Below are 25,488 nucleotides of genomic sequence, written 5' to 3'. Positions count from 1 at the left end.
AAGCGCTGCGCGCCGTTCAAACCGGCAGCCGTACATCCAGCGTGAATTCGTTCTCCACGGCCAGCAATGCCCTGACCATTTCCTTGTCGCGCTGGCGCTTTTGCAGGTAGCGGGCCAGCAGCCAGTCCAGCGAAATCCTGCCTGCGCCGACAGCGGCCAGCACGAACATGCCGCCTGATATCGCCAGATCCTTTTCGAAATTCAACAGCTCGGTCTGACTGGCGAAGTTGGTGTGGAACAGCGTGGCCGTTGCCAGGCAGAACAGGCCGAGCCCGATGCCGCCCAGCCGCGTCAGCAGGCCTGAAGCCACCGAGAGCCCTGCTCCCAGTTGCAGCGCGATGGTGGCGACGAACAGCGGCAGCCCGACGCCTTGCGCGGCCATCGCCTTGGCGGCGCCGTCGAAATGGGTGGCCAGCGTCACGCCCTCATGCAGGAAGATGAAGGACATAAGCAGGCGGCCGGCAAGCAGGGTCACGTCCCTGATGTGGTATTTCGTGGCGAGGCCGGTGAGCTTCGCAGCGATTTCGTTCGGTGTCATGGGTCAGCCTCCAATTTTTGGTCGCAGGCAAGCGCGGTGCGCGCCGTGGGGCGCGCGGCGTTTGCCGGATGGGATCTTCGAAAAGGCCGGAGCCGGCTCGAGGGAGAGGCGCCGGCTCCGGCAATGGGCGCCAGCCACGAGCGCCCAAACTGTGATTCATGGCGGCCGCACGAGTCAGCGCCAAGGCCCCCTCATCCGGCCGCTTCGCGTCCACCTTCTCCCCGCTGGGGAGAAGAGACTTGTGTCAACGCCGGCGCCCTCCTCTCCCCTCGGGGAGAGGTCGGATTGCCCCGAATTGCTCTTTGCAATTCGGTCTTGGCAATCCGGGTGAGGGGGAACTTACTGCGTCACCTTGGTGTCGATGGCCTTTTGCAGGTCGGAAAGCTCGTCGCAGCCGGCGGGGCAGAGTTTTTGCAGCGAGGCCAGTTGCGCCTTGGCCTTGTCCATGTCGCCGGTCTCGACATAGAGCTCGCCCAGATATTCGCGGGCGGCCTTGTGGTCGGGCTTCAGCTCCAGCGCCTTGTTGTAGTAGGTCAGCGCGGTGGTGAAGTCGCCGGTCTTGCGCAGCGTGAAGCCGAGCAGATTGTAGACATCGGCCTGCTGGTTGTCCTGCGCCAGATCACGCAGATCGGCCAGCGCGCCCTTGTAATCCTTGGCGGCGATCTTGGCCTGGACGGCGGTGAGGTCGGGCGCGTCAGTGCCCTCGATGTCGTCGACCGCATAGGCCGGCATGATTGTCGCGACGGGAACCACGGTCAGCACGGCAATGGCGCCGAGCAGGCCGTAGAGGGCGTGCTTGCCCAGGAAGGATTGTTTCATTGTCTTTCTCGCTTGGTTTGGGAGCTCACGCTCAAATTTGGACAGGAGTGAAGCCGTAGGCATTGCCGTCCTTGACGAAGACGCCGGTGCCCGGGAACGGGAAGTGCGAACCGGAAATGCGGATGCCGTCGGCAATCACCCGGTCGATGATCTTGTGGCGCGTGGTGATGGCCGTCGGCCCATCCTGGTCGTAGCTGCCCTGCCACTCCGGATGCGGCGCCAGAAGCGCCGGCACATACATGGTGTCGGCCGAGATCATCAGCTGCTCCTTGCCGGAATTGGCGAGGTAGACCGAATGACCTGGTGTGTGGCCGGGGGCGGCGATGATCTGGATGCCGGGCGCGACTTCCGCACCATCCTCGACCAGCTTCCAGTTCTTCCATTTCGGAAAATTCTCGGCGATGCGCTTGCCCGCCGGCTTGCGGCCTTCGGGCAGCTTGGCCAGCCGGCTGGGGTCGGTCCACCAATTGTATTCGGTGGCGTTGACGATCAGCTCGGCATTGGGGAACACCGGCGTGTTGGTGCCCTTCTCCATCAGGCCCCAGACATGGTCGGGGTGGAAATGCGAGATCATGATGGTGTCGATCGCCTTGTAGTCGATGCCGGCAGCGGCCATGTTGGCCGGCAGGTGCGTGGCGTTGGCCTGCCACTGGCCGACGCCCGAGCCGGCATCCATCATGATCAGCTTGCCGCCCATCTTGAGCACGACGACGGTGAGCGGGATGGGCATGAAGTCGGTGGTCAGCCCTGCCTTGGCGAGCGCTGCCTTGGTCTCGTCGACGGAAACATCCTTGATGAAGGCCGGGTCATGCGGCTTCTTCCAGATGCCGTCATAGATGGCGGTGACCTCGATGTCGCCGACCGTGTATTTGTAGAAGCCGACGGTCGGCTCCACGGGGGTCTCAGCGAAAGCGGGGCGGGTGAATTCGAGCTTGCCGGCAAGGCCGAAGGCAGCGGCAGCAGTGGCGGTTCCAAGCAGTGTGCGGCGTGTCATGCTGAACATGGGTAATCTCCTGTGGGTTGCGTGGCGGCAGAGGTGACGGAGGGCCACGCCACATGGCCCCCCGTCCTGATTGCGGACCGGGCCGGGACCTCGAGGCTGTCCCAACCCCTGAACTCAGTTTCCCCAGATGCCCTGGCCGGGTTCATCCGCATCAGTTTTGGTCGTTGCCTGCATGCCGTGCCGAACCATGTCCGGCTTGCGGATCGAGGCGGTGTAGCTGTTGTCGACGGTGGCGGCCGTCGGATTGACGGTGCGGTCGCCAAAATGATCGCTGCCGGCAAAGGCGCCGGTGGCAACGAGGATCGCGGCGGCGGTGAGAGCGATGTTTTTCATGTCGATGGTTCCTATTGTTGAGAGATTGCTTGAAGGCGCGCTCAGCGGCCCCAGAGGCCTTCGTCGTTGTGCCGGTTGATGATGTCCTGCACCGAGCCCTGGCTCGGCGCGGTCGTCACCTTGGTGTCGACGCCGTTCTGCTGCGTGTAGGGGATGGACGCGGTGGCATTGGTGTCGACAGTAGCGACAGGCTGGTTGGCATTGTCGGCGCCGAAATGGTCGCTGCCGGCAAAGGCAGAGCTCGAGGCAAGCAACATCGCGGCCACGCTGAGAGCGAGCTTGGTCATCTCCGTAAATCCTTGTTTCGTTTCTTCGGGTCGCGGGCCGGCAGATTGGCCTCGCTGTAGTGAAGACCCGGCAGGGCGGTGCTTTATTCCCGGGGGGTGTGAGATTTTTTTAGAAGGGGGGATTGGGGGGCTGGGGGCGTACAGAACTTGGGTTCCTCGCCCCCACAAAAGTGGCTACGGAATGCACACATCTAGGAGTGGGGTGCGGCGGATTGACTCTCGGCTTGAGGAGGGCTGGCGGTCTCGGCTTTCGGCGTGATTCTGTATCAGGCACTTTGCTTGATTCGAGGTGTCGCATGCTTGTTGAGCAACCGTCGCTGGGCCGTTTCGGGGATTTGCGCCTCGACAAAAGGGGGCGATGCTGCTCGACCGCATGGTTGCGCGCCAAGATATCTGCCTGCGCCGGCTTGGCGAGGGCCGGCGGGCGCAGGAGGTCGGGTTCCATCGCCTGCTGGCCAATGACAAGGTGACGATCGAGCGGTTGATCCAAGGCTGGAGCGAACAGACGGTGTCTGCGGCCGCCGAGCGGCATGTGTTGGCGATCCAGGACACCAGCGAGATCACCTTTGCCACCACGCCCGAGCGGCGACGCGGCCTGGGTGAGATCGGCAAAGGTGGTGGGCGCGGCGTGCTGGTGCATGCGATGGTGGCCATCGATGCGGTGAGCGGCGGTTGTCTGGGGCTGGTGGCCGGCAGCGTCTACACGCGCAAGGGCCGGGTCGAGACACCGCACGCCAAGCGCTCGCTCAAGGACAAGGAATCGCGCCGCTGGATCGACACGGCCCTTCAGGCCAGAAGCGTGCTGGCCAAAGCCGCCACTGTTACGATCGTGGCCGACCGCGAGAGCGACATCTATGCCGAATGGGCGACACTGCCCGGCGGCAATGTCCACCTTTTGACGCGTGTGATGCACGATCGTGCCGTAGCGGGCGGCGGTACTTTGTCGAGCGTGACGGCAGCGCTGCCGTTCGTGGCCGCGCGCAGGCTTGAGTTGTTGGCCACGCACAAGCGGGCGGCACGCAGCACCCAGGTGAGCCTGCGCTTCAGCAAGGTCGAGGTGTGCCGTCCCGACAATCCCGGCGCCAGGGATTTGCCGAAGACCGTGACGCTGAACCTTGTCGAAGTCGTCGAACTTGGTCCTCCAGCCGCGGCCGAGCCAGTGCACTGGCGTCTGCTCACCACCCATGAGATCAGCGACGTCGCCGCCGCCTGGCAGATCGTCGACTGGTACAGGCGGCGCTGGACCATCGAGCAGTTGTTCCGTCTGATGAAGACGCATGGCCTGCGCCTCGAGGACAGCCAACTCGCCAGCGCCGAGGTGTTGGTCAAGCTCGCCGCCATCGCCACCAAGGCTGCGGCGGTTATCCTGCAACTCGTCCAGGCCCGCGAAGGCATTGGTGGCGAACACGCCGCCAATGCCTTCAGCACTTCCGACATCGCCGTGCTCGACAGCCTCGATGCCAGCTATCAAGGTCGCACTGCCTTGCAAAACAACCCGCACCCAAGGCACAGTCTCGCATGGGCCGCCTGGATCATTGCCCGCCTTGGCGGCTGGAATGGCTATCCCTCCTCCAAACCACCTGGTCCCATCACCTTCCGACACGGCCTCGAATACTTCCGTGCCATCGCAAAAGGCTGGGAACTCAGAGATGTGTGCATTCCGTAGACAAAAGTGGGGGAGAGGTGGCTCGGCGAAGCCGAGACGGAGCGGGGGATGGCGCAGACCTATGCCAGAATTTGCTGGAAAGGTCGCGCCCTACGAAGGCCCCCTCTCCGTCCGCTTCGCGGCCACCTCTCCCCCGCCTCTGGCGGGGGCGAGGAACCCAGGCTTGGGAGCGCCTCCGCTTTCCGTGAGGAGCATCGCTTAGACACATAAAAGGCGCCGGCGCAGCGCGCCGGCGCCTTCAAGGATGCGCCAGACTGGCTCGCTCAGACACAATTCAGAAACAATATTCAACAGTTCGGAAAAACTGGCGAAAAGATCGGATGGCATAATCATCCTGCGGGGGACTGTGGATTCTTCCTTTTTGGAAGCTTCGGTCCTCCATCAACAAGGGTCAAATTGCAGCGGCGGCACAGCCGAAAATGCCTGCTCGAACGGCGGCATGAACAGCCGGGCGATGCACGACCAGGACGAGAAAGTATGGAAATGGATTACGGTGTCGACATCGCCGGCCTGGACAGGGACGCGGCAAGCCAGGGCAGCCCAGCCGAAACCGGCCTGGCAAGCGTCGATGCACTCGCAAGGATCGCTCACGCCTCGGCAGCAACTGCTCGCAACCAGATCCTGGTGGGCGCCGATTTCGCCCGGCAAGGTCAGCCGGATGAGCGGCTCGACGCGGTCTTCGAGCAGCTCGCCGAGACATTTGCCGCCTTGCCGGCGGTGATCTCCGACGGACGTGCCTGGACGTATCAGGAGCTGGACAGCCGTGCCAACCAGTTCGCCCGTGTGCTGATCAAGCGCGGCGTGCGGCCGGGCCACCGGGTCGGGCTCATTCTCGACCGGTCGGCGGAAACCTATGTCGCCTTGCTCGCAGTTGTGAAGGCAGGCGCCGCCTTCGTGCCGCTGGCCACCGCCTTTCCGCAAGAGCGCATGGCGCTCATCATCGAAGACGCCAGCGTCAGCCTGATCGTCACCATCGCCACCTATGCGTCGCGCGCCGACCAGCTGCCGGTTCCCAATGTGCTGATCGACAGTGCCGCCGCCGAGATCTCCAAACAGTCCGGCGCGCCGCTGAAGCCGCACAAGGGGTCGGCCCCCACTGCAGTCGAAGACATCTGCTACATCCTGTACACGTCGGGCACGACCGGCAGGCCGAAGGGCGTGGCCATCAGGCACCAGAGCTTCGTCAACTTCATCCGCGTCGCCGCCGCATCCTACGGCTACCGGCCGGGCGACCGCGTCTACCAGGGCATGACCATCGCCTTCGACTTTTCTTCCGAAGAGATCTGGGTGCCGTTCGTCGCCGGCGCGACGGTGGTGCCCGCACCCGGCCAGATGCCTCTGGTGGGCGAGGAACTCGCCGATTTCCTGCGTCTTCATGACATCACCTGCATGGCCTGCAGCCCGACGCTTCTGTCGTCGATGACATCGGATGTACCCAGCCTGCGCACGCTCCTGGTCGGCGGCGAGGCCTGCCCGCACAATCTGGTGGTGCGCTGGTCGAAGCCGGGGCGGCAGATCCTCAACACCTATGGCCCGACAGAGGCGACCGTCACGGCAACGATGGGCGCGCTGACGCCGGACAAGCCCGTCACCATCGGCGCGCCGCTGCCCACCTATTCCATCGTCATTCTCGACCCTTCGCTGCCGGAGCTGGCCGAGCCTGGCGAACTGGGCGAGATCGGCATCGCCGGCATCGGCCTCGCCGTCGGCTATCTCAACAGGCAAGACCTGACGGAGCAGAAATTCATCGCCGATTTCCTCGGCCTGCCGAACAACCCGTCGCAGCGCATCTACCGCACGGGCGACCTTGGCCGGATCAACGGCGAAGGCGAGATCGAGTATGCCGGGCGCATCGACACCCAGGTGAAGATCCGCGGCTATCGCATCGAACTCGGCGAAATCGAGGCGGTGCTGCTCGACCAGCCGGAGATCGCACAGGCTGCAGTCACCACCTGGGAGATCGAGCCCGGCCGCGTCGAGCTCGTCGCCTATTACGCGCGCAAGGCCGGCCAGCCGGCACTCTCGCGCGCCGACATTGCCCAGACTATGAAGCGGCGCCTGCCGGATTACATGGTGCCCTCCTATCTGGAGGAACTGCCTGTCATCCCGATGACGGTCTCCAACAAGGTCGACCTTCGCCAGCTGCCGAAGCCGACAAGTGTGCGGCTTTCCGCCGACCGCGAGATGGTGGCGCCCGGCAATGACGACGAGCGCTTCCTGGCCGAGGCGCTGGCCGCGGTGCTGAAATTCGACGCGGTGTCGGTCGAGGACAATTTCTTCGACGATCTCGGCGCCAACTCGCTGCTGATGGCGCATTTCTGCGCCCGCGTGCGCACCCGCAAGGAATGGGCGACGACGTCCATGCGCGACATCTATCTCTATCCGACCGTTGCGCGCCTGGCCAAGCATCTGAGCGTGGCGGAAGAGATGACGACGGCCACCAACGAGCCTGTCCTCACCCGCCAGGCATCGAACCTTGCCTATTGGACCTGCGGAGCGGGCCAGCTTTCGTTCTACCTGCTCTACAGCTATGCCGCGCTGTGGGTCCTCGACCACGGCCTCGACTGGGTCTATGACGCACTCGACGAACCGCTGGAGCTCTACGTCAGGTGCGTGGCGCTGTCGGCCGGCGTGTTCTTCGGCATGTCCGGCTTTGCCGTTGCCGCGAAATGGCTGCTCATCGGCCGCTGGAAGGCCGAGGCGTTCCCCATCTGGGGATGGCGCTACTATCGCTTCTGGGTCGTCAAGACCTTGATCCGCTCGGCGCCCGTCGTCCTGTTCCGCGGCAGCCCGCTCTACAGCATCTATCTGCAACTGCTGGGCACCAAGCTCGGGCACAACGCCGTCATCGAATCCAAATCCGTGCCCGTCTGCACGGATCTCATTTCGATCGGCGCCAACACCATCCTGCGCAAGGAATCGATGATCCTCGGCTATCGGGCCCAGGCCGGCTATATCCACACCGGACCGCTGAGCATTGGTCGCGATGCCTTCGTCGGCGTCGGCTCGACGCTCGACATCGACACCTCCATCGGCGACGGCGGCCAGCTCGGCCATTCGTCCTCACTGCAGCGCGGGCAAAGCATTCCCGATGGCGAGCACTGGCATGGATCGCCGGCCGTGCCGACCACGGCGGATTATTGCAAGGTGCGCACCGCGAACCCTTACGAGGTCCGACGCTTCCTTTACGAGGCCGTTCAGCTGTTCCTGCTGTTCGCTGTCATCACCCCGCTGCCGTTCCTGTTCCATAGCTATTGGGAATATGTCGGCGACGACTATCAGGAGACGATCGGTCTTGTCGCCATCGGCACCACGGTCACGCTTTTCGGCTATATCGCCGTCGCCTTTTTCGCCGCCACCGTCCTGCCGCGCGTTTTCAGCCTGATCCTGAAGCCTGGCCGCACCTATACGCTCTACGGCTTCCGTTACTGGCTGCAGACCGTGTCCGAATTCTCCAGCAATTCGCGTGTGCTGGGGCTGTTGTTCGGCGACAGCTCGGCGATCGTCCACTACATGCGCGCCATCGGCTGGAACCTCAACAAGGTGGTGCAGACCGGCTCCAACTTCGGCTCCAACCAGCAGCACGACAACCCGCTTCTGTGCGAGATCGGCACCGAAACCATGGTGTCGGACGGCCTGTTCATGATCAATGTGCACAAATCCGCCTCGGCGTTCCGGCTGGAGCCGACACGCATTGGCGAGCGCAACTATCTCGGCAACAACATCTACTATCCGCCGGATGGCCGCACGGGCGACAACGTCCTGCTCGGCACCAAGGTGATGATCCCCATCGACGGCCCGCTGCGCGAGAATGTCGGCCTGCTTGGTTCGCCTGCCTTTGAAATCCCGCGCATGGTCAACCGCGACAAGGAACTCATTGCCGGCGTCGACGAAGCAGATCGGCGCCAGCGCATCCCGTTCAAGAACCGCCACAATCTGGTGACGATCCTTCTGTTCATGGCAACGCAATGGGTCATGCTGTTCGCCACGCTGGCGATCTGGGACCGGGCGCTGAACTACTACACCGAATGGGCGGAGGTCGCTCTCTTCGTCGCCGTGCTCCTGACCTCGGCGATCACCATTCCGTTCTACATCTTTGTCGAGCGGGCAAGCCTTGGTTTTGGCCGGCTGAAGCCGCAGATGACGACGATCTACGACGTCGCCTTCTGGCGCCACGAACGCCATTGGAAGCTGGCGGATTCGCCGATCGTGCGCCTGTTCGCCGGCACGCCGTTCCGGCCGATGATCCTGCGCATGCTGGGCGTCAAGGTCGGCAAGCGGGTCTATGACGGCGGCAGCAACCTCACCGAACGCTCGCTGGTCGAGATCGGCGACGACGTCACGCTCAACGAGGGCTGCGTCATCCAGGCCCACTCGCTGGAAGAAGGTGCGTTCAAGTCGGACTTCATCCGCATCGGTGATGGTTGCACGCTCGGACCTTCCGCCTTTGTCCATTACGGCGTCGTCATGGGTAAGGGATCGGTCGTCGATACGGACTCCTTCGTGATGAAGGGCGAAGAGCTGGAGCCCAACTCGATCTGGCGCGGCAACCCGGCCAAGCTGCATCGGTTCGTCGAGCCGATCATGGAGGACGGCTCCAGGGCGTCATCCTGACGCTCGATCCCGTCGGAGGCCACGTGGCAGAGCGATCCGGAAGCACAATGGACATCCGGATCGCCCCGGTGACCCCGGCCAACAGCGCCTTGGTCACCGCACTGCGGCTGGCCCCGGAACAGATGGATTTCGTCGCAAGCAACGCAGCCTCGCTGCGCGAAGCCAAATCCGACAGGGACGCGCGGCCCCGCGTCATCATGGCCGGGGATCGTATCGTCGGTTTCCTGATGTACGACGCACCGCAGGATGATGACGAGGCGCGGATCTACCGCTTCATGATCGACCGCGCCAGCCAGGGCAAGGGCTACGGCAAAGCCGCGTTGCGCGAGGTGCTGCGCGAAATCGGCGGGCTCGGTCACATCAGGCACGTCTCGATCTGCTACGAACCGGAGAATGAAGCGGCACGCCAGCTCTATCGCACCGCCGGTTTCGTCGAAGAAGGGCTCGACGAGGATGGCGAAATGATCGCCGACCTCGTCCTGCCAAGGGATGGCCGTTGACGCGGCCGCCCTCCCCTGAAGCCGCGTTGGCCGAAGCTATGGCGGCAATCGCGCCCCGAAATGTCCGCACCGGATGCCGGGTGATAGGCGACGCGGACGAGGCCCATCTGCTGCCCGAGGAAGCGCGTTCCATCCCCGCGCGCCAGCCGGCCATGCGGCGATCCAGCGGTGCCGCCCGCTGGATCGCGCACCGGCTGCTGGCCGATATCGGCATCAGCGACGTCGCCATCCCGCGCGCGCCGTCCGGTGCTCCGGTCTGGCCGGACGGGATAATTGGTTCGCTCGCCCATGACGACGACATGGCCGTGGCGGCGGTTGCGCCTGTCGGCCGCATCGTCTCCCTCGGCATCGATGTCGAGCCCGCCCAACCCCTGCCGGACGACATTTTCGCGATCGTTGCAACCGGCGCGGATCGGACAGGCGCGGCGGACCGGCGGCTTGCCGGCCGCATCCTGTTTTGCGCCAAGGAAGCGGTCTACAAGGCGGCCTATCCGCTCGATCGCGAGATCCTGGGCTACGAAGATATCGCCGTCGATCTCGACGCGGGCCGCGCGACGACGAAGACCGGCCGCAAGGTCAGGCTCGCATACTGCGTTGCCCCGCGCGTGGTCGTCCTGGCGTTTGTGGACGATGCGGATTAGAGGGCCTCGGTGCAGGCGCCCTGATCACTGTTCTTCCCGCGCACCGACGATCTCCCGATAGGTCCTCACCGCGCCATCCTGACCGCGTATCCGCCAGGTCTCCCCGTCGCGTCCCTCGATAGGACACGGCCCGAGCGGCACCTTGCCGCCGCCTTCCGGCAGGTCGAGCACATAGACCGGATTGCATACACCCGACAGCCGCGCCCTCAACGCTTCCACCAGCGCCTGCCCCTGCGCAATCGTGGTGCGCCGGTGCGCCATGCCGCGCGCGAGGTCGCCATGGTGGAGGTAATAGGGTTTTACCCCCAGCCGATACATCAGCTCGCGGCAGAGCTCCTCCAGCACCTCGACGCTGTCATTGACGCCCTTCAGGAGAACGCTTTGGTTAAGCAGCACGAAGCCCGCCTGGCGCATCGTCCTGCAGGCTGTCTCGGCGGCATCGGTGATCTCGCGCGCGTGGTTGAAATGGGTGACGACGGTGACCATCAGCCGGCCCTGCAGCGCCGCGACCAGCCCTGACGTGATGCGCGACGGCAGCGCCACCGGCACGCGCGTGTGGATGCGCAGCAGCCGCACATGCGGGATGGCTTCGACGCGGGCGCGGATTTCGGCCAGTGCCTTGTCGGGCAGCGACAGCGGATCGCCGCCAGTCAGGATCACCTCGCGGATTTCGGGATGATCCGCGATATAGGCCAGCGCCGGCTCCAGCGCCTCGCGCGTATAGCCGCGACCGATCGAGGTCAGCGACTCCTTGCGGAAGCAGAACCGGCAATAGACCGCGCATTGATAGGTCGGAAACAACAGCACCCGGTCGGCATGGCGATGCGTCAATCGCGGCACTGGGCTGAAGTCGTGGTCGGCGATCGGATCGCCAAGCTCGCCCTCCGTCTCCACCAATTCGCCCAGTGACGGGATGACCTGCGCCCGGATCGGATCGGCGGGGTCGTTCCAGTCGATCAGGTCGAGATAGGCTTTTGGCGCGCGCACCTTGTGGAGCACGGCGGCCTCCTGCGCGGCGGCGCGCTCGGCTGGCGACAGCGGCAGGCGGTCGAGGTCGCGCACATGGCGCACGCCCTGGCGGACATCGTCCTGCCAGGCGGTGTCGGGGGCCTCGTCGAAGGGGTCGCGAAGTTTGGTGTCTGAAGTCATCGGTATTCTCGGGTGGCGTGCCTGGTGCGGACCTATCGGGCGCCAGCAAGTTTCCGTCAACAGCCGCGCTTGCTGCACATTGTCCTGCTGCGACATCTGGACAAGGCCCCCTCTCCGTCTCGGGCTTCGCCCGAGCCACCTCTTCCCGCGCTGTGGGGAACCCAAGCCTTGCACCGCCGCGCTGCCCCCCACCCCGCTGCTACGCAGCGACCCTCCCCACAAGGGGGAGGGTGAGGAAGCGCCCTGCCCTCCAGCGGACAGTGCTCTTCTGTAAGTGCGAAATGGAGATGCGGCAAAAAGGGCGGGCTCCCTACCTCCCCCTTGTGGGCAGGGGAATCGCAGATAAGTTGATTGGCTCTTGCCAAGCAGGACAAGAGGGATTCTTGAGAGGCTTTCTCGTTGCAGAGGAGGTCCGAGTGCGGCTGGTTTTGTCGATCCTGCAAGAAGTTCGCGATCCGCGCGACATCAACGCGCGGCATAATCTTGCTGAACTTCTGTTTGTGGCACTTGCAGCGACGCTGTGTGGGGCCAAAAGCTGTGTGGACATTGCTGAATTCGTGGAGGGCCGGGAAGACGAACTGAAAGCGATCGTCGAGCTGAAGCATGGGTGTCCGAGCCACGACACCTTCAGCCGGGTGTTTCGGCTTCTTGATCCGCAGGCGCTGTCGGATGCACTGAGCGCCTTCATGGTGGCATTGCGGCGTGAGCTTGGACTTGGCTCGCCGCGTGGCGTGGTGGCCATCGACGGCAAGGCGCTCAGGCGCGGTTATGAGAAGGGCCGTGCCTTCATGCCACCGCTGATGGTCAATGCCTGGGATGCCGAGACCAGGCTGGCGATTGCAGCAACGCGGGCGCTGGCCTCCGGGGCCGTCTGTTTGCCGCAGCTGAGAAAAGCTTCGCCGTGGCGGGCGAGATCGCCAGTTTCGAAACGCGCGATACGGCTCATGGTCGCACGGAAGTGCGACGAGCCAGCGTGCTGCCGCTTGCCAAACTCAAGGACCTGCCCGTGTTCCCCGGCCTCAAGGCCATCGGCCGTATCGAGGCTCTGCGCACCACCGACGGCAAGACGGCTGCCTCGGTCCGATACGTCGCGCTTTCCAAGGTGCTGACGCCCAAGCATCTGGCTGAGACGGTTCGCGCCCACTGGACGATCGAGAACCAGTTGCACTGGAGCCTTGATGTCGTCTTCCGCGAAGACGACGCTCGCACCCGAAAGGATAACGCTCCACAAAACCTGGCTGTCATCCGAAGGCTCGCTCAAAACATCTTGGCTGCCCATCCACTCGACAAGCCAATCGCCAGCAAGATGCGCAGGGCAAACTGGAGCAAAGACTTCTTCTATGACCTCTTTACTCATATGCGATAGCCCTGCCCTTGCGGGGAGGTCGGACCGCAGGTCCGGGTGGGGGTGCTGGCGCAAACCTGTCAAGACCTGGGTTCCTCGCCCCACGAAAGTGGGGAGAGGTGACTCGGCGAAGCCGAGACGGAGAGGGGGACTTCAGCCGTGACATGGCGATGTCATGCCGCGAGGGCGAAACAAGCCGCCCGAAACAGGTGCACAGCTCGGGGCCGGCACTACTCCTTGGCGCGATAGGCTTCCGGGACGACGAACACCTCGTCGGCCCGGCCATAGCCGCCGTCGGCGACCTCCTCGACCAATACCATCGTGTAGGGCCGCGCGCCTTCGCCGAAAAAGTCGACGAACATGGCCGTGGTCCGATGGATGAGGTCTTCCTTCTGTGCCTTGGAGAGCGCCGCCTGCGGCATCTTGATGTTGGCGAATGGCATGATCGTTTCCTTTTCCGTTGAAGTTGGATTTCAGGCTTTGGGATGGAGCAGGTCGGCAAGGCCGATCCGTTCCAGCAGTTGTGCACGCACGCGGTCGGCAACGCCGTTGACGATTGCCGCACCGTCGTCGGAGGGATCGATATGGACGCGCAGCGGACGGCTCCCGTGCGGCATGGCGACGAGGTCGACGATGGCCGCAGCGACATCAGCCGGATCGGCATCCGCCGGCTCCAAGGCCGCCAGCCCCTTCAGCGCCTGCTGATCGGCACCGGCATAGGGGCCGGACCAATAGGCGTCGGCGCGCTCCGCATCGGTCGGTGCCGCCGCGTGGTGGAAATGCTCCGTGCCCTTGGTGAAGGCGCCCGGCACCACGATCGTCGTTTCGATGCCGAAGCGGGCGAGTTCCAGCGCATAGCTCTGCGCCAGCGCGTCCATGCCGGCCTTGGCCGCGAAATAGGGCGCGAGGAACGGCGGCGTGCCGCCGCGCGTGCTGCTCGAACCGACCCAGATCATCTGCGCCCGGCCGAGAGACCGCATATGCGGCAGGGCGGCGCGGTTGACGCGCTGCGTGCCGACGACGTTGACGTCATAGAGCTGCGCCAGCTGTTCGGGCGAGAACGCCTCGGCCGGCCCGAACCCCATATGCCCGGCATTGTGGATCAGCACGTCGAGTTGGCCGGCCTCGGCGACGATCTGCCGGATCGCCGCCTGCGCCGATGCGTCCGAGGTGACGTCGAGCGCAATGGTTTTCAGCGCCACACCCTCGTCGCGGGCGAACGTTTCCATCTCGGCTACCGCCGCGCCACGCGCCGAGGGGTCCCGCATCGAGGCATAGACCGTGTGACCGGCTCTCGCGAGCGCCCGCGCCGTCATCGCGCCGAAGCCCGAGGAAGCACCGGTGATCAAAATTGTCTGTTGCATATCAGTCTCCTTCAGATCACGCCGCCATTGGCGCGGATGATTTGCCCATTGACCCAGCCGCTGTCCGGCCCGGCCAGGAACGAGACGACGCCGGCAATGTCGCCGGGCTGGCCGAGCCGGCCGAGCGGGATCATCTTGCCGATCGCCTCGATCTGCGCCGCGCTCTTGCCGTCCGTGAACAGGGCGGTCTCGACCGGTCCCGGCGCCACCGCATTGACGGTGACGCGGCGCGCGCCAAGCTCCTTGGCCAGGATGTGCGTCATCGCCTCGACGGCCGCCTTGGTGGCGGCATAGACGCCGTAGCCCGGCTGGTAGAGGCCGACGACGCTGCTGGAGAAATTGACGATGCGGCCACCATCGCGCAGGCGTTTTGCACCTTCGCGCATGCCACGGAACACACCGCCGAGATTGATCGCGATCTGCGTGTCGAACGCGGCGTCGTCGGTCGCGGCGACGGGCGAAAGCTTCATGATGCCGGCATTGTTGACGAGGATGTCGACACCGCCGAACGCCTTCTCGCCGGCGTCGAACAGTGCTGCAATGCCTGTGGGATCAGCGATATCGGCCTGCACGGCGATCGCCTTGCCGCCTTCGGCTTCGATCGCATTGACGACCGCTTCGGCCTCCGCACGGCCCCGTGCATAGTTGACGACGACGGCGACGCCGTCGCGAGCGAGCCGCTGTGCGATTGCCGCACCAATGCCCTTGGAGGCGCCGGTCACGATCGCGGTTCTGGTTGGGTTTGTCATGGAAGTCTCTCCGTGTTGTTGATGACGCGGATATAGGCCAAGCCAAGTTCCGGATAATCAGCCGCCTCTTGACATCACTATTCGGAAACTGCGAACAATGGCCATGGATCGCCTGGATACGATGCGGCTCTTCGTTCGCGTGCTGGAGCGGCGCAGTTTCACCGCTGCCGCGGCCGATCTCGGCTTGCCACGCTCAACCGCGACGGAAGCCGTCCGCCGGCTCGAAGAGCATCTCGGCGCCCGCCTGCTGGAACGGACGACGCGGCAGGTGAACGCCACGCAGGACGGCGAGGCCTATTACCAGCGCTGCCTGTCGATCCTGGCCGAGATCGAGGATGCCGAAGCCGCCTTCCGCAAGGCCGAGCCGTTCGGCCTGCTGCGCATCGACGCCAGCACGCTACTCACCCGCACCTTCCTGCTGCCGCGCCTGCCGGAGTTTCTAGCGCGCTACCCCCGCATCGATTTGCAGATCGGCCAAAGCGACCGGCTGGTCGACCTCGTGCGCGAGGGCGTCGACTGCGTCATCCGCGTCGGTGAGCCGCCCGACAGCGGCATGATCATGCGCCGCCTGGCCATGATCCGCGAGATGACCTGCGCCAGTCCCGCCTATCTCGAACGGCACGGCATACCCGCCTCCCCCGACGCGCTCGACGGCCACCAGGCGGTGGGCTTCGTCTCATCGCGCACCGGCGAGGTGCTGCCCTTCGAATTCACCGTCGGCGGCAAGACGCGCGAGGTCCGGCTGCCGGGCCGTGTCGCCGCCAACAATTCCGACACCGCCGCCGACCTCGCGCGGCTTGGCCTCGGCCTCATCCAGGCGCCGCGCTACCGCTTCGAGAAGGACCTTGCCGACGGCACGCTGGTCGAGGTGCTGGCCGACTACCCACCCTCGCCGACGCCGCTGTCGGCACTTTACCCGCAGAACCGGCAGCTCTCGCCACGCCTGCGCGTCTTCCTCGACTGGGCGGCGCGCATCTTCGCCGAGGCGAATTTGTAGGGATGCAGCCATTCCGTTGCCCATCATGGGTATCTCGCCGCCATCGACCCCATCGCCGACGAAACCGTAGGTGTTGAAGCAAAATGGCATTATCCTGCGCGGTCTGGGGTCTTGGGGCAAAGGGATGGATTTCAGCACAGGCCATGGCTACCTCCTCATCGGCGGCCTCATCCTGGTCGGTGCCGGGCTGCTGATCCTGTCGCTGATCGTCAATCTTCGCGTCGCCCACAGCGTGCGCAACGACGTGCGCCATCGCGAAAAGCTGCTCGAATATTACCGCAACATCTTTTCACAGCTGGGCGTGATCCTGATCGGCATCGGTGTGTCGCTGTTCATCTTCTTCTTCCAGCAGAACTATCAGGACCAGCGCAGACGCGAGACGGAACTGCAGCAGGTTCTCGCCAAACTCGCCGCGCGCATCGCCCGCGGCGCCCCCGTCGTCGGATCGCTTGGCGAATTCGACGCGCTGCTGGATAAAGGCGGGCCCTATGTCAGTCCTGAGCTTGGGGGAACGAACGCCGCGGTCAGCGCTCAGGGATCCGATCTCGGCAAGCAGGTCGCCGAAATCCTCCTGGTCGAGCGCGACGTCGATATCCGGGACTTCGACATGCTGAACCTGTCGCGCGATTTCGAATCCTCGTTCGTCGTCAACGAGTTGGATCCGACGCTGTGGTTCAACATCGTGCGTGACGAGAGCGAGATCAAATATGCCACCACCCAGCTCGCCCTCGATTACAAGGACCTGCAGGACGCGATCGGCGGCGAGCCGGTCGAGGCTGCGGTCGCCGATCCTGAAAAGCAGCGCAAGATCAAGCACGAGGTGCTCGACGTCCTTTACGATGCCGACCTGCTGCGCCAGCGCAGCAGGCGATTTCTCGGCCGTGCGTGCTGGCTCTTCAGCAACGGGCGCGGCTTCGTCAGCCTCCGGCCGATCGATGCGATCGAGGCCGATGCCAGGTCGCACCAGGAATGGATCGAGCGGTCGAAACCGCTGCTAACGCAGGCGAAATCGGGCAGCGGCGATTGCTTCAAACTGCTCCGGTACGGCCAGGGGTCGTGAGGTGGGAGCGATTAGCCAGACCCGCCGCTCTGGTGACAAACCCAAACACTTTCAAAGACCGGGTTGGGGCCGCAAGAAGACGGTCCGGTTTCGAGACGAACTAGCCAGAAAGTTGCCGTTCGGTGTGGTTCCTATCGTTGGCTCAACAGCCTAACCTGCTTATGCGGATCGTCCCGTAGTGGACCTTACTTCAGCCCTTGCGCAACTCGCGTTGCAGCAAGCATGCATCGCAACACCAGCATCGCCACGACGCCAAGCACCGGGCCGGGCACCAGGAAGCTCCAGCGCCAGCCGATAGCTTGCGCCACTGTTCCGGTCAGGTGGATGGAAACGAAGGTGAGCGCGCCTATGGTCAGTGCGCAAAGGCGGGAGACCGCCATCATAGCAGCTGCCGTTGCGGCGCGGCCGATTCGATCCGCCACAATGCCACCGGCAATCGAGCCGATCCCGCCCGATGCCACGACGAAGAACGCCAGCAAGGAGGCTGCGCTCGCCGAGAATTCCAGGGCGTCGGTCACGTTGCTGTGAAGCTGTAACAGTCAGTCGCTGCGGGGCGAACAATGGATTGTTATGGCGAGGCCTTCCCTGGTGACGGGATCTGGCTTGTCGCCGATGGCGAGTGTTTGGGATCGAGCAATAAGAAGACGCAACCCGACCAGGAAAAGCTTGAGGCGCTGCTTGGAAAGATGGTCGGCGATCTGGGCGCCATCACCACAGGAGCTGCAGTGCTGCTGGGCGACAGGCTCGGCCTTTTCGCGGCAATGAGCGCGAGCGGCAAGATGACCGCCGCACAGCTCGCCAATAAGACCGGCACCCAGGAGCGGCTGGTCCGCGAGTGGCTCTCGGCGCAGGCGGCGGCCGGCTATGTCGAATATGACGAGGCGGGCGACAGCTTCTACCTCAGCCCGGAGCAGGAACAAGTCTTCGTCAATGAGGACAGCCCCGCCTTCATGGCCGGCGCTTTCGAGGTCGTCTCGACGCTGTGGCTCGACGAGGAGAAGGTCAGACAGGCGTTTCGCTCCGGCAAGGGCCTCGGCTGGCACGACCACAGCGCCTGCCTGTTTCGTGGCACCGAACGCTTCTTCCGGCCAGGCTACAACGCCAATCTGATCGACTCCTGGCTGCCGGCGCTTGATGGTGTTGTCGAAAGGCTGGAGCGCGGCATAGACGTTGCCGATGTCGGCTGCGGCCATGGCGCCTCTACCGTGCTAATGGCCAAGGCCTTCCCGAACTCGCGCTTCACCTGCTTCGACTATCACGCCCCGTCGATCGAGCGCGCCCGCGCCGCCGCGAAAGAGGCCGGCGTTGCCGGCAACACCCACTTCGAGGTTGCGGCGGCCAAGGATTTCCCAGGCACCTACGATCTCGTCGCATTCTTCGACTGCCTGCACGACATGGGCGATCCGGAGGGTGCTGCCAGGCATGTGCACAACGCGCTCAAGGCAGACGGCACCTGGATGATCGTCGAGCCCTTCGCCCACGACCAGCTGTCAGCGAACCTCAACCCGGTCGGTCGCATCTACTACGCCGCTTCGACCTTCATCTGCACGCCTGCGTCGCTCTCCCAGGAGGTCGGGCTCGGCCTCGGCGCCCAGGCCGGCGAGGCGAGGCGGCGCAAGGTCGTTTCGGGCGGCGGGTTCAAGCGGTTCCGCCGCGCCACGGAGACGCCGTTCAACATGGTGCTCGAGGCACGCCCGTAAGGCTGGCGAGGCAAGAGAGTCTTCGCAATCGATTGGAGGAAGGTATGACTGCCTACAATGTCGTTCGGTTCCGCACCAAGCCGGGCAAGGAACAGGCATTCATCGATGCACACAAGAAGGCAAGCCTCGACGTCAAGGGCTTCCGCAAGGCCGCTCTGATCAAGACCGGCGACCGGACCTTCTGCGTCGTCGGTGAATGGAAAGACATGGACAGCCTCGCATCGGCACGGCCGCAGATGATCGGCCTTTTGGACACCATGCGAGACATGCTGGAGAATCTCGGCGGCGACCTCGGCGTGACCGATCCTGTCTCGGGCACAGTCGTCGCCGAAATAGATACCAAAGGCTAAGGAGCCGCACGCTCCCAATTATATTAGCAAATACTCATAGTTGAGCGTATGAATCCGGCAGCGGTCGCCGACGATCGCAGCGTCGGGCACCGCTTAGATATGGGAGGATGCCATGGCCGAAGCTGCAATGAACGTCACGAAATTCGAAGCCAAGTCGCATGACAAGCCGGACAAGGTGCGCTCGCCCGCCAAGACACGTGTCGAAATCGTAAGGCTGCCTGGCTACTCGCTTGCGCGGATGAACATGGAGCCGGGCTGGAGATGGTCCGAATGCGTGAAGCCGGTGGTCAAGACCGATAGCTGCCAAGTCTCGCATGTCGGCTATGTCGTGTCCGGATCGATCACCGTCAAGTTGAATGACGGCACGCAAAAGACATTCACCAAGGGCACATCCTACACGATCCCGCCCGGCCACGACGCCTGGGTTGAAGGCAACGCGCCGTTCCAGTGCATCGAGGTGCTGAGCGCGGAGCAATACGCCAAGCCGGCTTGAGTCTGCAGAACTGCGCATCAACGATGACGTTTAGGCGCAGCTGCTCCAGTGCGCCGCGTGCCATTTTGAGCCTCTTAGACAGGACTGTGCTACAATAAAGGAATTCAATCCGTTCGCACCGAGCTGTTGTTCTAGTGGGCTGTCTCGAGGTAAAATTGAGGATCCGGCGTGACGGTAGTCGACGATCGTCTTCTCGAAAGCAAGATGACCAAGGTGGAGCAGGCGCGAGCCTGGAGCCCACGCGTCATCTCGAAATTCGAGACGCTGATCAGGAGCGCCGACGACCACTCACTCTATCGCGTCAATCCGCTGAGCTTTGCTCGCGACCGCGCAATCGCCGAGCCTGAAGCAATCGACCTCTTCCTTCATGCCGCCCGCTGTGGCTTATTCGACATGAGCTGGGATGTGCTCTGTCCCCAGTCCGGGATGGTGCTCGATAGTTTCGGCGCCCTGCGCACGCTGAAGACCCACTACGTCTGTGGCCTGTGCGACGTATCGGGCGACACCGACCTCGACGACTTCATCGAGGTCACCTTCTCGGTATCGCCGAAGTTACGGCGCCTGCCGTACCACGATCCAGAGACGCTCCCCGTCGAGGATTTTCACTGGAAGCTCCACTTCGGACATGATGGGCGGCTACCGGGGCAAGACGTTCGCTTTCTTGACGTTCTGCGCGGCTTCGTTCGGGGCATGACGTTTCTGCCGCCCGGCACCACCACGGTTCTCCGCGCCGACCTTGGACCGGGCGCCCTTTCGGGCGTCAACGTGCAGACGCAGGCCGCATTCGCCGTGCCAATATCAGGCGATCCGATGTTGGCGCCGACACTTCTGAAGATCGATTATGACGGCAAACGCTTCTTGCCGGCGTTGTCCGCTGTGCCACCTGGTCCGATTGTCATTGAGGTAGCGAATAGGGGGCCAGTGCGAGGTTCGTTGCTTGTCATCAACTGGCCGCCCGAGCTCGTCGCGCTGACTACCAAGCCGGCGCTCGATTTCGACCCTTATGTTTCCGGTGGAGCGCTGCTTGCACGGCAAACCTTCCGCCAGCTCTTCCGGTCCGAACGTGTCGACGAGAAGGAGGGGCTCGGCATCAGGCAGATCACCTTCCTGTTCACGGACCTCAAGGGTTCGACCGCCATGTATGAGCGCCTGGGTGACCTCAACGCCTATGCTTTGGTCCGCGAGCATTTCGCTCTGGTCAACGCGGCGGTTCAGCAACATTCCGGAGCGGTGGTCAAGACGATTGGGGATGCGGTGATGGCTGTATTCTCGCAGCCTTCGGATGCGATTTCGGCTGCACTCCACATCTTTGAAGAAATCGATCGCTTCAACGGCGACCACGACGGGCCTGGGATCATCCTCAAGATCGGGGCCCACTGTGGACCGTCGATCGCCGTGACGCTCAACGACAACCTCGACTATTTCGGCCAGACCGTGAATGTCGCCGCGCGCGTGCAGTCCTTGGCAGAAGCCGGACAGGTCTGCATTTCCGAGGCGCTCTATTCCGCGCCCGGGATTCGCGACATGCTTGCCGGCCATCGTGTCGTGGCCTTTGACGCGCCTCTTCGAGGTGTGGAGGGTAATGCAACTGTCTATCGCATTATGCGGGGATAGACACGATTGCGTGCCAACTCCCAAGGAACTGCTCGACCAACTTTGAATAGATTCAAATCGCCTGCCCCAACCTTCGTATCAAGCAAGCATCAGTTCGCCTCATTTCGCGCTGCTCTGCGAGCGACCGCCTTGCATCGAGAGGCCCCGCGGCGTCGGCAAATGTCCGATGATTGGCGCAAAGCTGGCTGTGGCCTGTATTAGCGATGTCGGCTTTTGGGTGCAGGGACGGGACCGTAGGAATGTCTGCTATGCTGAAGGGTTTCGGGTGCCGAGAGGCGTACGAAAGCCTCTCATGCAGGAACCCGCGGGCCACAGTTGATGGCTATGGGGATTTTAGTTTGCGGCTGATGTCGGCGACGGCGTGACCGCCCCCGTTAGGCGACGCGGTGGACACGGACGGACCGCTCAGTGAAGCCTCCGCACAGCCTTGTAGCCTCTGCGCGCAGGCGGACGGGGCCCTGCGGGCCTCGCTGAGCACCATGGGCGCGCGTGGGTCCGTCGCCGCAGGTTGAGCGCCTGTGGCTGGAGGCTGAATCAGACCATGCCGGGTCATGGAGCGGTCTCCCGGATCGGTGCCGATGCGTTCGGAGGTCCGCGCGGCTGCCTCCTCCACCGTTCGAACACCTCGATGACGATCATGCGTCCGCCACAGCAGGAGCATGGCGGCCGGAAGTCCTCTGGTTCGGGTGTGTGGTCATCGGACGGGGCAGCGACGCCCAGCAGTTCGCGGGCGCGTGCGAGGCTGGCCTTGTGGGCGGAGCCGGCGAGCAGGCCATAATGTCGGATGCGATGGAAGCCGCGCGGCAGGACGTGGAGCAGGAAGCGGCGGATGAACTCATCTGTGGCGAGCGTCATGACCTGCTGCCGGTCGGTGCCGTCGCGGCGATAATCCTTGTAGCGGAAGGTGACCCCAGCCTCTTCGAAGGCGATCAGGCGGCGGTTCGAGATCGCAACCCGGTGGGTATAGCGCGACAGATAGGCGAGCACCGCCCCGGGACCGGCGAAGGGCGGCTTGGCGTAGACCACCCAGCGCTTCTTCTTGACGGGAGCCAGGTGGCGTAGGAAGGCCCGACGATCGGCGAGGTGCGCCGCCGATCCGAAGAAGGCGAGCCGACCGGCGTCGTGCAGCGCGACCAGTCGGGTCAGGAACAGACGGCGGAACAGCTTGCCCAGCACTCTGACTGGGAGAAGGAAGGCCGGCCGCGACGATATCCAGCGTGACGCGTCCGGCGTGATGCCGCCGCCCGGCACGATCATGTGGACATGAGGATGGTGCGTCATTGCCGAGCCCCATGTGTGGAGCACGGCGGTGATGCCGATGCGCGCGCCGAGGTGCTTGGGATCCGCCGCGATCGCCAGCATCGTCTCCGATGCCGCCTTGAACAGCAGGTCATAGACCAGCGCCTTGTTGTGGAACGCGATGACGGCGACCTCGGCGGGCAGCGTGAACACGACGTGGAAGTAGCCGACTGGCAGCAGGTCGGCTTCACGCTCGGCGAGCCATGTCCGCGCGGCCGCGCCCTGGCACTTCGGGCAGTGCCGGTTGCGGCAGGAGTTATAGGCGATCCGCCATTGGCCGCAGTCCTCGCAGGCCTCGACGTGACCGCCGAGCGCCGCGGTTCGGCAATGCTCGATCGCCGACATCACCTTGAGCTGGATGAGGCTCAGGTGACCTGCATGGGCGGCCCGATAGGCGGGGCCGGCAGCACGGAAGATGTCGGCGACCTCGACAGAGGTGCGCACGGCTCAGCCGGGCGGCGTCTTGTGTTCCATCAGCGCCATCAGCCGGTCGAGCGGCCCTGCGACCGCATGGATCGTCCGCGTCGAGACCTTGGTGTAGAGCGCGGTGGTATCGAGCTTGCTGTGGCCAAGCAGCACCTGGATGACGCGGATGTCGACATCCTGTTCGAGCAGATGAGTGGCGAAGCTGTGGCGCAGCGTGTGCGGGCTGACGCGCTTGCGGATGCCGGCGACTTCGGCTGCTTCCTGGACCGCGCGATGCAGTTGCCGCGACGAGATCGGCGCCGTGCAGCTGCGCCCTGGGAACAGCCAGCCATGCGGGAGCATCACCCCGCGCCGCCTGCCTTCGCGCCACCACAGCCGCAGCAGTTCCAGAAGTTGCGGCGAGAGCATGGCGTTGCGGTCCCTGCGTCCCTTGCCCTGTTCAACGCGGATCAGCATGCGTGTGCTATCGATGTCGTCGACCTTGAGGTGCGCGACCTCGGACACGCGCAGACCAGCGCCATAGGCGACACCGAGCGCGGCCTTGTACTTGATGCCTGGCGCCGCTTCGAGCAGCCGCGCCGCTTCCTCCACGCTCAGCACGTCGGGCAGCTTGCGCTGATACCTCATAATCACCAGCGCGCGCGCCAGATCCCGCCGCTTCAGCGTCACGAGGAACAGGAACCGCAATGCCGAGACCGCGCCATTGATCGTCGCAGGGCCGACGCCGCTCTCATGCTGATGCAGCTGGAATCGGCGGATGTCCTCAGCCGTCGCAGTGTCCGGCGAGCGGCCAAGGAACACAGCGAAGCGCCGGACGTGACGAACGTAGTCCTGCTGGGTATGGGAGCCCAGGCCACGCATGAGCATGTCGTGCTGCATGCGCTGGCGAAGCGGAGAGATTGGTGCATCGGTCGACAGGGTAGCCATGGCGAGTTCCTCGTTGAAGGGAACTCCATGGTCAGATCGACGCCTCTACCCGCTCAAGTCAAATGCCTGTCGCGCCATCTCAGGTCGAGGCGACCCTCCCGCGAAGCGGGTTCGTGCATGCTGAAGGGTTTCGGGTGCCGAGAGGCGTACGAAAGCCTCTCATGCAGGAACCCGCGGGCCACAGTTGATGGCTATGGGGATTTTAGTTTGCGGCTGATGTCGGCGACGGCGTGACCGCCCCCGTTAGGCGACGCGGTGGACACGGACGGACCGCTCAGTGAAGCCTCCGCACAGCCTTGTAGCCTCTGCGCGCAGGCGGACGGGGCCCTGCGGGCCTCGCTGAGCACCATGGGCGCGCGTGGGTCCGTCGCCGCAGGTTGAGCGCCTGTGGCTGGAGGCTGAATCAGACCATGCCGGGTCATGGAGCGGTCTCCCGGATCGGTGCCGATGCGTTCGGAGGTCCGCGCGGCTGCCTCCTCCACCGTTCGAACACCTCGATGACGATCATGCGTCCGCCACAGCAGGAGCATGGCGGCCGGAAGTCCTCTGGTTCGGGTGTGTGGTCATCGGACGGGGCAGCGACGCCCAGCAGTTCGCGGGCGCGTGCGAGGCTGGCCTTGTGGGCGGAGCCGGCGAGCAGGCCATAATGTCGGATGCGATGGAAGCCGCGCGGCAGGACGTGGAGCAGGAAGCGGCGGATGAACTCATCTGTGGCGAGCGTCATGACCTGCTGCCGGTCGGTGCCGTCGCGGCGATAATCCTTGTAGCGGAAGGTGACCCCAGCCTCTTCGAAGGCGATCAGGCGGCGGTTCGAGATCGCAACCCGGTGGGTATAGCGCGACAGATAGGCGAGCACCGCCCCGGGACCGGCGAAGGGCGGCTTGGCGTAGACCACCCAGCGCTTCTTCTTGACGGGAGCCAGGTGGCGTAGGAAGGCCCGACGATCGGCGAGGTGCGCCGCCGATCCGAAGAAGGCGAGCCGACCGGCGTCGTGCAGCGCGACCAGTCGGGTCAGGAACAGACGGCGGAACAGCTTGCCCAGCACTCTGACTGGGAGAAGGAAGGCCGGCCGCGACGATATCCAGCGTGACGCGTCCGGCGTGATGCCGCCGCCCGGCACGATCATGTGGACATGAGGATGGTGCGTCATTGCCGAGCCCCATGTGTGGAGCACGGCGGTGATGCCGATGCGCGCGCCGAGGTGCTTGGGATCCGCCGCGATCGCCAGCATCGTCTCCGATGCCGCCTTGAACAGCAGGTCATAGACCAGCGCCTTGTTGTGGAACGCGATGACGGCGACCTCGGCGGGCAGCGTGAACACGACGTGGAAGTAGCCGACTGGCAGCAGGTCGGCTTCGCGCTCGGCGAGCCATGTACGCGCGGCCGCGCCCTGGCACCTGGGACAGTGCCGGTTGCGGCAGCTGTTATAGGCGATCCGCCATTGGCCGCAGTCCTCGCAGGCCTCGACGTGACCGCCGAGCGCCGCGGTGCGGCAATGCTCGATCGCCGACATCACCTTGAGCTGGATGAGGCTCAGGTGACCTGCATGGGCGGCCCGATAGGCGGGGCCGGCAGCACGGAAGATGTCGGCGACCTCGACAGAGGTGCGCACGG

General features: G+C 64.3%; 24 protein-coding genes and 1 pseudogene. 12 read left to right on the top strand and 13 right to left on the bottom strand.

All coding sequences use genetic code 11. From position 1 onward, the window contains the following. Window positions 1–16 precede the first annotated feature (16 nt). From DBIPINDM_RS29935 to DBIPINDM_RS29915, 5 genes are all read right to left on the bottom strand, one after another. Window positions 17–538, bottom strand: coding sequence for a DoxX family protein (locus tag DBIPINDM_RS29935; protein WP_258582576.1), 522 nt, complete (start codon window positions 536–538; stop codon window positions 17–19). Window positions 539–877: 339 nt separating this feature from the next. Continuing rightward, window positions 878–1,357 (bottom strand): tetratricopeptide repeat protein, encoded by a 480-nt coding sequence (locus DBIPINDM_RS29930; RefSeq protein ID WP_258582575.1) that lies wholly within the window; start codon window positions 1,355–1,357, stop codon window positions 878–880. 31 nt (window positions 1,358–1,388) lie between these two features. Further along, window positions 1,389–2,360: an MBL fold metallo-hydrolase gene (locus tag DBIPINDM_RS29925; protein ID WP_258582574.1), complete on the bottom strand. Its 972-nt coding sequence runs from the start codon at window positions 2,358–2,360 to the stop codon at window positions 1,389–1,391. Window positions 2,361–2,474: 114 nt separating this feature from the next. Beyond that, on the bottom strand, window positions 2,475–2,693 hold the full coding sequence (locus DBIPINDM_RS29920; RefSeq protein ID WP_258582573.1) for a DUF680 domain-containing protein: 219 nt from the start codon (window positions 2,691–2,693) through the stop codon (window positions 2,475–2,477). 41 nt (window positions 2,694–2,734) lie between these two features. Beyond that, entirely contained in the window at window positions 2,735–2,980 is a 246-nt protein-coding gene (locus tag DBIPINDM_RS29915; protein WP_258582572.1) for a DUF680 domain-containing protein, read from the bottom strand. 358 nt (window positions 2,981–3,338) lie between these two features. Between DBIPINDM_RS29915 and DBIPINDM_RS29910 the strand changes: the two genes are divergently transcribed. The 4 genes from DBIPINDM_RS29910 to DBIPINDM_RS29895 all read left to right on the top strand — a co-directional run bounded on the left by DBIPINDM_RS29910 (window position 3,339) and on the right by DBIPINDM_RS29895 (window position 10,401). Further along, complete coding sequence (locus DBIPINDM_RS29910; protein ID WP_258582047.1) at window positions 3,339–4,646, top strand: IS4 family transposase; 1,308 nt, start codon at window positions 3,339–3,341, stop codon at window positions 4,644–4,646. Between the two features lie 477 nt (window positions 4,647–5,123). Beyond that, window positions 5,124–9,260: a Pls/PosA family non-ribosomal peptide synthetase gene (locus DBIPINDM_RS29905; RefSeq protein WP_258582571.1), complete on the top strand. Its 4,137-nt coding sequence runs from the start codon at window positions 5,124–5,126 to the stop codon at window positions 9,258–9,260. Window positions 9,261–9,307: 47 nt separating this feature from the next. Beyond that, the gene (locus tag DBIPINDM_RS29900; protein WP_258582570.1) at window positions 9,308–9,760 is read left to right on the top strand and encodes a GNAT family N-acetyltransferase; all 453 of its coding nucleotides are present in this window, start codon (window positions 9,308–9,310) and stop codon (window positions 9,758–9,760) included. Between the two features lie 38 nt (window positions 9,761–9,798). After that, on the top strand, window positions 9,799–10,401 hold the full coding sequence (locus DBIPINDM_RS29895) for a 4'-phosphopantetheinyl transferase family protein (RefSeq protein ID WP_258582569.1): 603 nt from the start codon (window positions 9,799–9,801) through the stop codon (window positions 10,399–10,401). A 24-nt stretch (window positions 10,402–10,425) separates the two neighbouring features. Here the strand turns inward: DBIPINDM_RS29895 and DBIPINDM_RS29890 are convergent, their stop codons facing one another. Further along, the gene (locus tag DBIPINDM_RS29890; protein ID WP_258582568.1) at window positions 10,426–11,550 is read right to left on the bottom strand and encodes a KamA family radical SAM protein; all 1,125 of its coding nucleotides are present in this window, start codon (window positions 11,548–11,550) and stop codon (window positions 10,426–10,428) included. Between the two features lie 281 nt (window positions 11,551–11,831). Between DBIPINDM_RS29890 and DBIPINDM_RS43695 the strand changes: the two are divergent. Together DBIPINDM_RS43695 and DBIPINDM_RS43690 are read left to right on the top strand one after the other, a co-directional pair. Continuing rightward, window positions 11,832–12,338, top strand: a pseudogene (locus tag DBIPINDM_RS43695) (ISAs1 family transposase); the annotation flags it as partial. A gap of 113 nt (window positions 12,339–12,451) precedes the next feature. Continuing rightward, window positions 12,452–12,916, top strand: a complete 465-nt coding sequence (locus DBIPINDM_RS43690) for an ISAs1 family transposase (RefSeq protein WP_416361720.1) — start codon at window positions 12,452–12,454, stop codon at window positions 12,914–12,916. 209 nt (window positions 12,917–13,125) lie between these two features. On the opposite strand, the gene DBIPINDM_RS29880 is transcribed toward DBIPINDM_RS43690, so the two are convergent. From DBIPINDM_RS29880 to DBIPINDM_RS29870, 3 genes are read right to left on the bottom strand one after another with little or no spacing between them, the layout of a single operon-like run. Further along, a complete protein-coding gene (locus DBIPINDM_RS29880) occupies window positions 13,126–13,338 on the bottom strand; it encodes a tautomerase family protein (protein ID WP_258582567.1) in 213 nt (70 codons plus the stop codon). 30 nt (window positions 13,339–13,368) lie between these two features. Then, window positions 13,369–14,259 carry an SDR family oxidoreductase gene (locus tag DBIPINDM_RS29875; RefSeq protein WP_258582566.1) on the bottom strand — a complete coding sequence of 297 codons (891 nt, stop codon included), beginning with the start codon at window positions 14,257–14,259 and terminating at the stop codon, window positions 13,369–13,371. Between the two features lie 11 nt (window positions 14,260–14,270). Then, the gene (locus DBIPINDM_RS29870) at window positions 14,271–15,008 is read right to left on the bottom strand and encodes an SDR family oxidoreductase (protein ID WP_258582565.1); all 738 of its coding nucleotides are present in this window, start codon (window positions 15,006–15,008) and stop codon (window positions 14,271–14,273) included. 103 nt (window positions 15,009–15,111) lie between these two features. Between DBIPINDM_RS29870 and DBIPINDM_RS29865 the strand changes: the two genes are divergently transcribed. Continuing rightward, entirely contained in the window at window positions 15,112–16,005 is an 894-nt protein-coding gene (locus DBIPINDM_RS29865; RefSeq protein ID WP_258589376.1) for a LysR family transcriptional regulator, read from the top strand. A gap of 124 nt (window positions 16,006–16,129) precedes the next feature. Next, window positions 16,130–17,065, top strand: a complete 936-nt coding sequence (locus DBIPINDM_RS29860) for a hypothetical protein (protein WP_258582564.1) — start codon at window positions 16,130–16,132, stop codon at window positions 17,063–17,065. Window positions 17,066–17,250: 185 nt separating this feature from the next. On the opposite strand, the gene DBIPINDM_RS29855 is transcribed toward DBIPINDM_RS29860, so the two are convergent. Then, on the bottom strand, window positions 17,251–17,583 hold the full coding sequence (locus DBIPINDM_RS29855) for a hypothetical protein (RefSeq protein ID WP_258582563.1): 333 nt from the start codon (window positions 17,581–17,583) through the stop codon (window positions 17,251–17,253). Between the two features lie 168 nt (window positions 17,584–17,751). Between DBIPINDM_RS29855 and DBIPINDM_RS29850 the strand changes: the two genes are divergently transcribed. The 4 genes from DBIPINDM_RS29850 to DBIPINDM_RS29835 all read left to right on the top strand — a co-directional run bounded on the left by DBIPINDM_RS29850 (window position 17,752) and on the right by DBIPINDM_RS29835 (window position 21,222). Next, the gene (locus DBIPINDM_RS29850) at window positions 17,752–18,765 is read left to right on the top strand and encodes a class I SAM-dependent methyltransferase (RefSeq protein WP_258589375.1); all 1,014 of its coding nucleotides are present in this window, start codon (window positions 17,752–17,754) and stop codon (window positions 18,763–18,765) included. Between the two features lie 44 nt (window positions 18,766–18,809). Further along, complete coding sequence (locus DBIPINDM_RS29845; protein ID WP_258582562.1) at window positions 18,810–19,115, top strand: putative quinol monooxygenase; 306 nt, start codon at window positions 18,810–18,812, stop codon at window positions 19,113–19,115. A gap of 112 nt (window positions 19,116–19,227) precedes the next feature. Further along, window positions 19,228–19,608, top strand: coding sequence for a cupin domain-containing protein (locus DBIPINDM_RS29840; RefSeq protein WP_258582561.1), 381 nt, complete (start codon window positions 19,228–19,230; stop codon window positions 19,606–19,608). A 168-nt stretch (window positions 19,609–19,776) separates the two neighbouring features. Further along, complete coding sequence (locus DBIPINDM_RS29835; RefSeq protein ID WP_258582560.1) at window positions 19,777–21,222, top strand: adenylate/guanylate cyclase domain-containing protein; 1,446 nt, start codon at window positions 19,777–19,779, stop codon at window positions 21,220–21,222. Between the two features lie 549 nt (window positions 21,223–21,771). On the opposite strand, the gene DBIPINDM_RS29830 is transcribed toward DBIPINDM_RS29835, so the two are convergent. The 3 genes from DBIPINDM_RS29830 to DBIPINDM_RS29820 form a co-directional block, all read right to left on the bottom strand. After that, window positions 21,772–22,965, bottom strand: a complete 1,194-nt coding sequence (locus DBIPINDM_RS29830; RefSeq protein WP_258582559.1) for an IS91 family transposase — start codon at window positions 22,963–22,965, stop codon at window positions 21,772–21,774. Window positions 22,966–22,968: 3 nt separating this feature from the next. After that, a complete protein-coding gene (locus tag DBIPINDM_RS29825; RefSeq protein WP_258582557.1) occupies window positions 22,969–23,874 on the bottom strand; it encodes a tyrosine-type recombinase/integrase in 906 nt (301 codons plus the stop codon). A 418-nt stretch (window positions 23,875–24,292) separates the two neighbouring features. Next, on the bottom strand, window positions 24,293–25,486 hold the full coding sequence (locus DBIPINDM_RS29820; protein ID WP_258582558.1) for an IS91 family transposase: 1,194 nt from the start codon (window positions 25,484–25,486) through the stop codon (window positions 24,293–24,295). Between the last annotated feature and the right edge of the window lie 2 nt (window positions 25,487–25,488).

Origin of the sequence: Mesorhizobium sp. AR02, assembly GCF_024746835.1 — a bacterium.
In the GTDB taxonomy this organism is placed as follows: domain Bacteria; phylum Pseudomonadota; class Alphaproteobacteria; order Rhizobiales; family Rhizobiaceae; genus Mesorhizobium.
The sequence above is the reverse complement of the archived record's forward strand: the minus strand, read 5'-3'. Positions and strand labels throughout refer to the sequence as shown.

Bases quoted from the DNA above. Each gene is read 5' to 3' on its own strand.
- DBIPINDM_RS29935 (WP_258582576.1), bottom strand. From the start codon at position 538: ATGACACCGAACGAAATCGCTGCGAAGCTCACCGGCCTCGCCACGAAA.
- DBIPINDM_RS29930 (WP_258582575.1), bottom strand. From the start codon at position 1,357: ATGAAACAATCCTTCCTGGGCAAGCACGCCCTCTACGGCCTGCTCGGC.
- DBIPINDM_RS29925 (WP_258582574.1), bottom strand. From the start codon at position 2,360: ATGTTCAGCATGACACGCCGCACACTGCTTGGAACCGCCACTGCTGCC.
- DBIPINDM_RS29920 (WP_258582573.1), bottom strand. From the start codon at position 2,693: ATGAAAAACATCGCTCTCACCGCCGCCGCGATCCTCGTTGCCACCGGC.
- DBIPINDM_RS29915 (WP_258582572.1), bottom strand. From the start codon at position 2,980: ATGACCAAGCTCGCTCTCAGCGTGGCCGCGATGTTGCTTGCCTCGAGC.
- DBIPINDM_RS29910 (WP_258582047.1), top strand. From the start codon at position 3,339: ATGCTGCTCGACCGCATGGTTGCGCGCCAAGATATCTGCCTGCGCCGG.
- DBIPINDM_RS29905 (WP_258582571.1), top strand. From the start codon at position 5,124: ATGGAAATGGATTACGGTGTCGACATCGCCGGCCTGGACAGGGACGCG.
- DBIPINDM_RS29900 (WP_258582570.1), top strand. From the start codon at position 9,308: ATGGACATCCGGATCGCCCCGGTGACCCCGGCCAACAGCGCCTTGGTC.
- DBIPINDM_RS29895 (WP_258582569.1), top strand. From the start codon at position 9,799: ATGGCGGCAATCGCGCCCCGAAATGTCCGCACCGGATGCCGGGTGATA.
- DBIPINDM_RS29890 (WP_258582568.1), bottom strand. From the start codon at position 11,550: ATGACTTCAGACACCAAACTTCGCGACCCCTTCGACGAGGCCCCCGAC.
- DBIPINDM_RS29880 (WP_258582567.1), bottom strand. From the start codon at position 13,338: ATGCCATTCGCCAACATCAAGATGCCGCAGGCGGCGCTCTCCAAGGCA.
- DBIPINDM_RS29875 (WP_258582566.1), bottom strand. From the start codon at position 14,259: ATGCAACAGACAATTTTGATCACCGGTGCTTCCTCGGGCTTCGGCGCG.
- DBIPINDM_RS29870 (WP_258582565.1), bottom strand. From the start codon at position 15,008: ATGACAAACCCAACCAGAACCGCGATCGTGACCGGCGCCTCCAAGGGC.
- DBIPINDM_RS29865 (WP_258589376.1), top strand. From the start codon at position 15,112: ATGGATCGCCTGGATACGATGCGGCTCTTCGTTCGCGTGCTGGAGCGG.
- DBIPINDM_RS29860 (WP_258582564.1), top strand. From the start codon at position 16,130: ATGGATTTCAGCACAGGCCATGGCTACCTCCTCATCGGCGGCCTCATC.
- DBIPINDM_RS29850 (WP_258589375.1), top strand. From the start codon at position 17,752: ATGGTCGGCGATCTGGGCGCCATCACCACAGGAGCTGCAGTGCTGCTG.
- DBIPINDM_RS29845 (WP_258582562.1), top strand. From the start codon at position 18,810: ATGACTGCCTACAATGTCGTTCGGTTCCGCACCAAGCCGGGCAAGGAA.
- DBIPINDM_RS29840 (WP_258582561.1), top strand. From the start codon at position 19,228: ATGGCCGAAGCTGCAATGAACGTCACGAAATTCGAAGCCAAGTCGCAT.
- DBIPINDM_RS29825 (WP_258582557.1), bottom strand. From the start codon at position 23,874: ATGGCTACCCTGTCGACCGATGCACCAATCTCTCCGCTTCGCCAGCGC.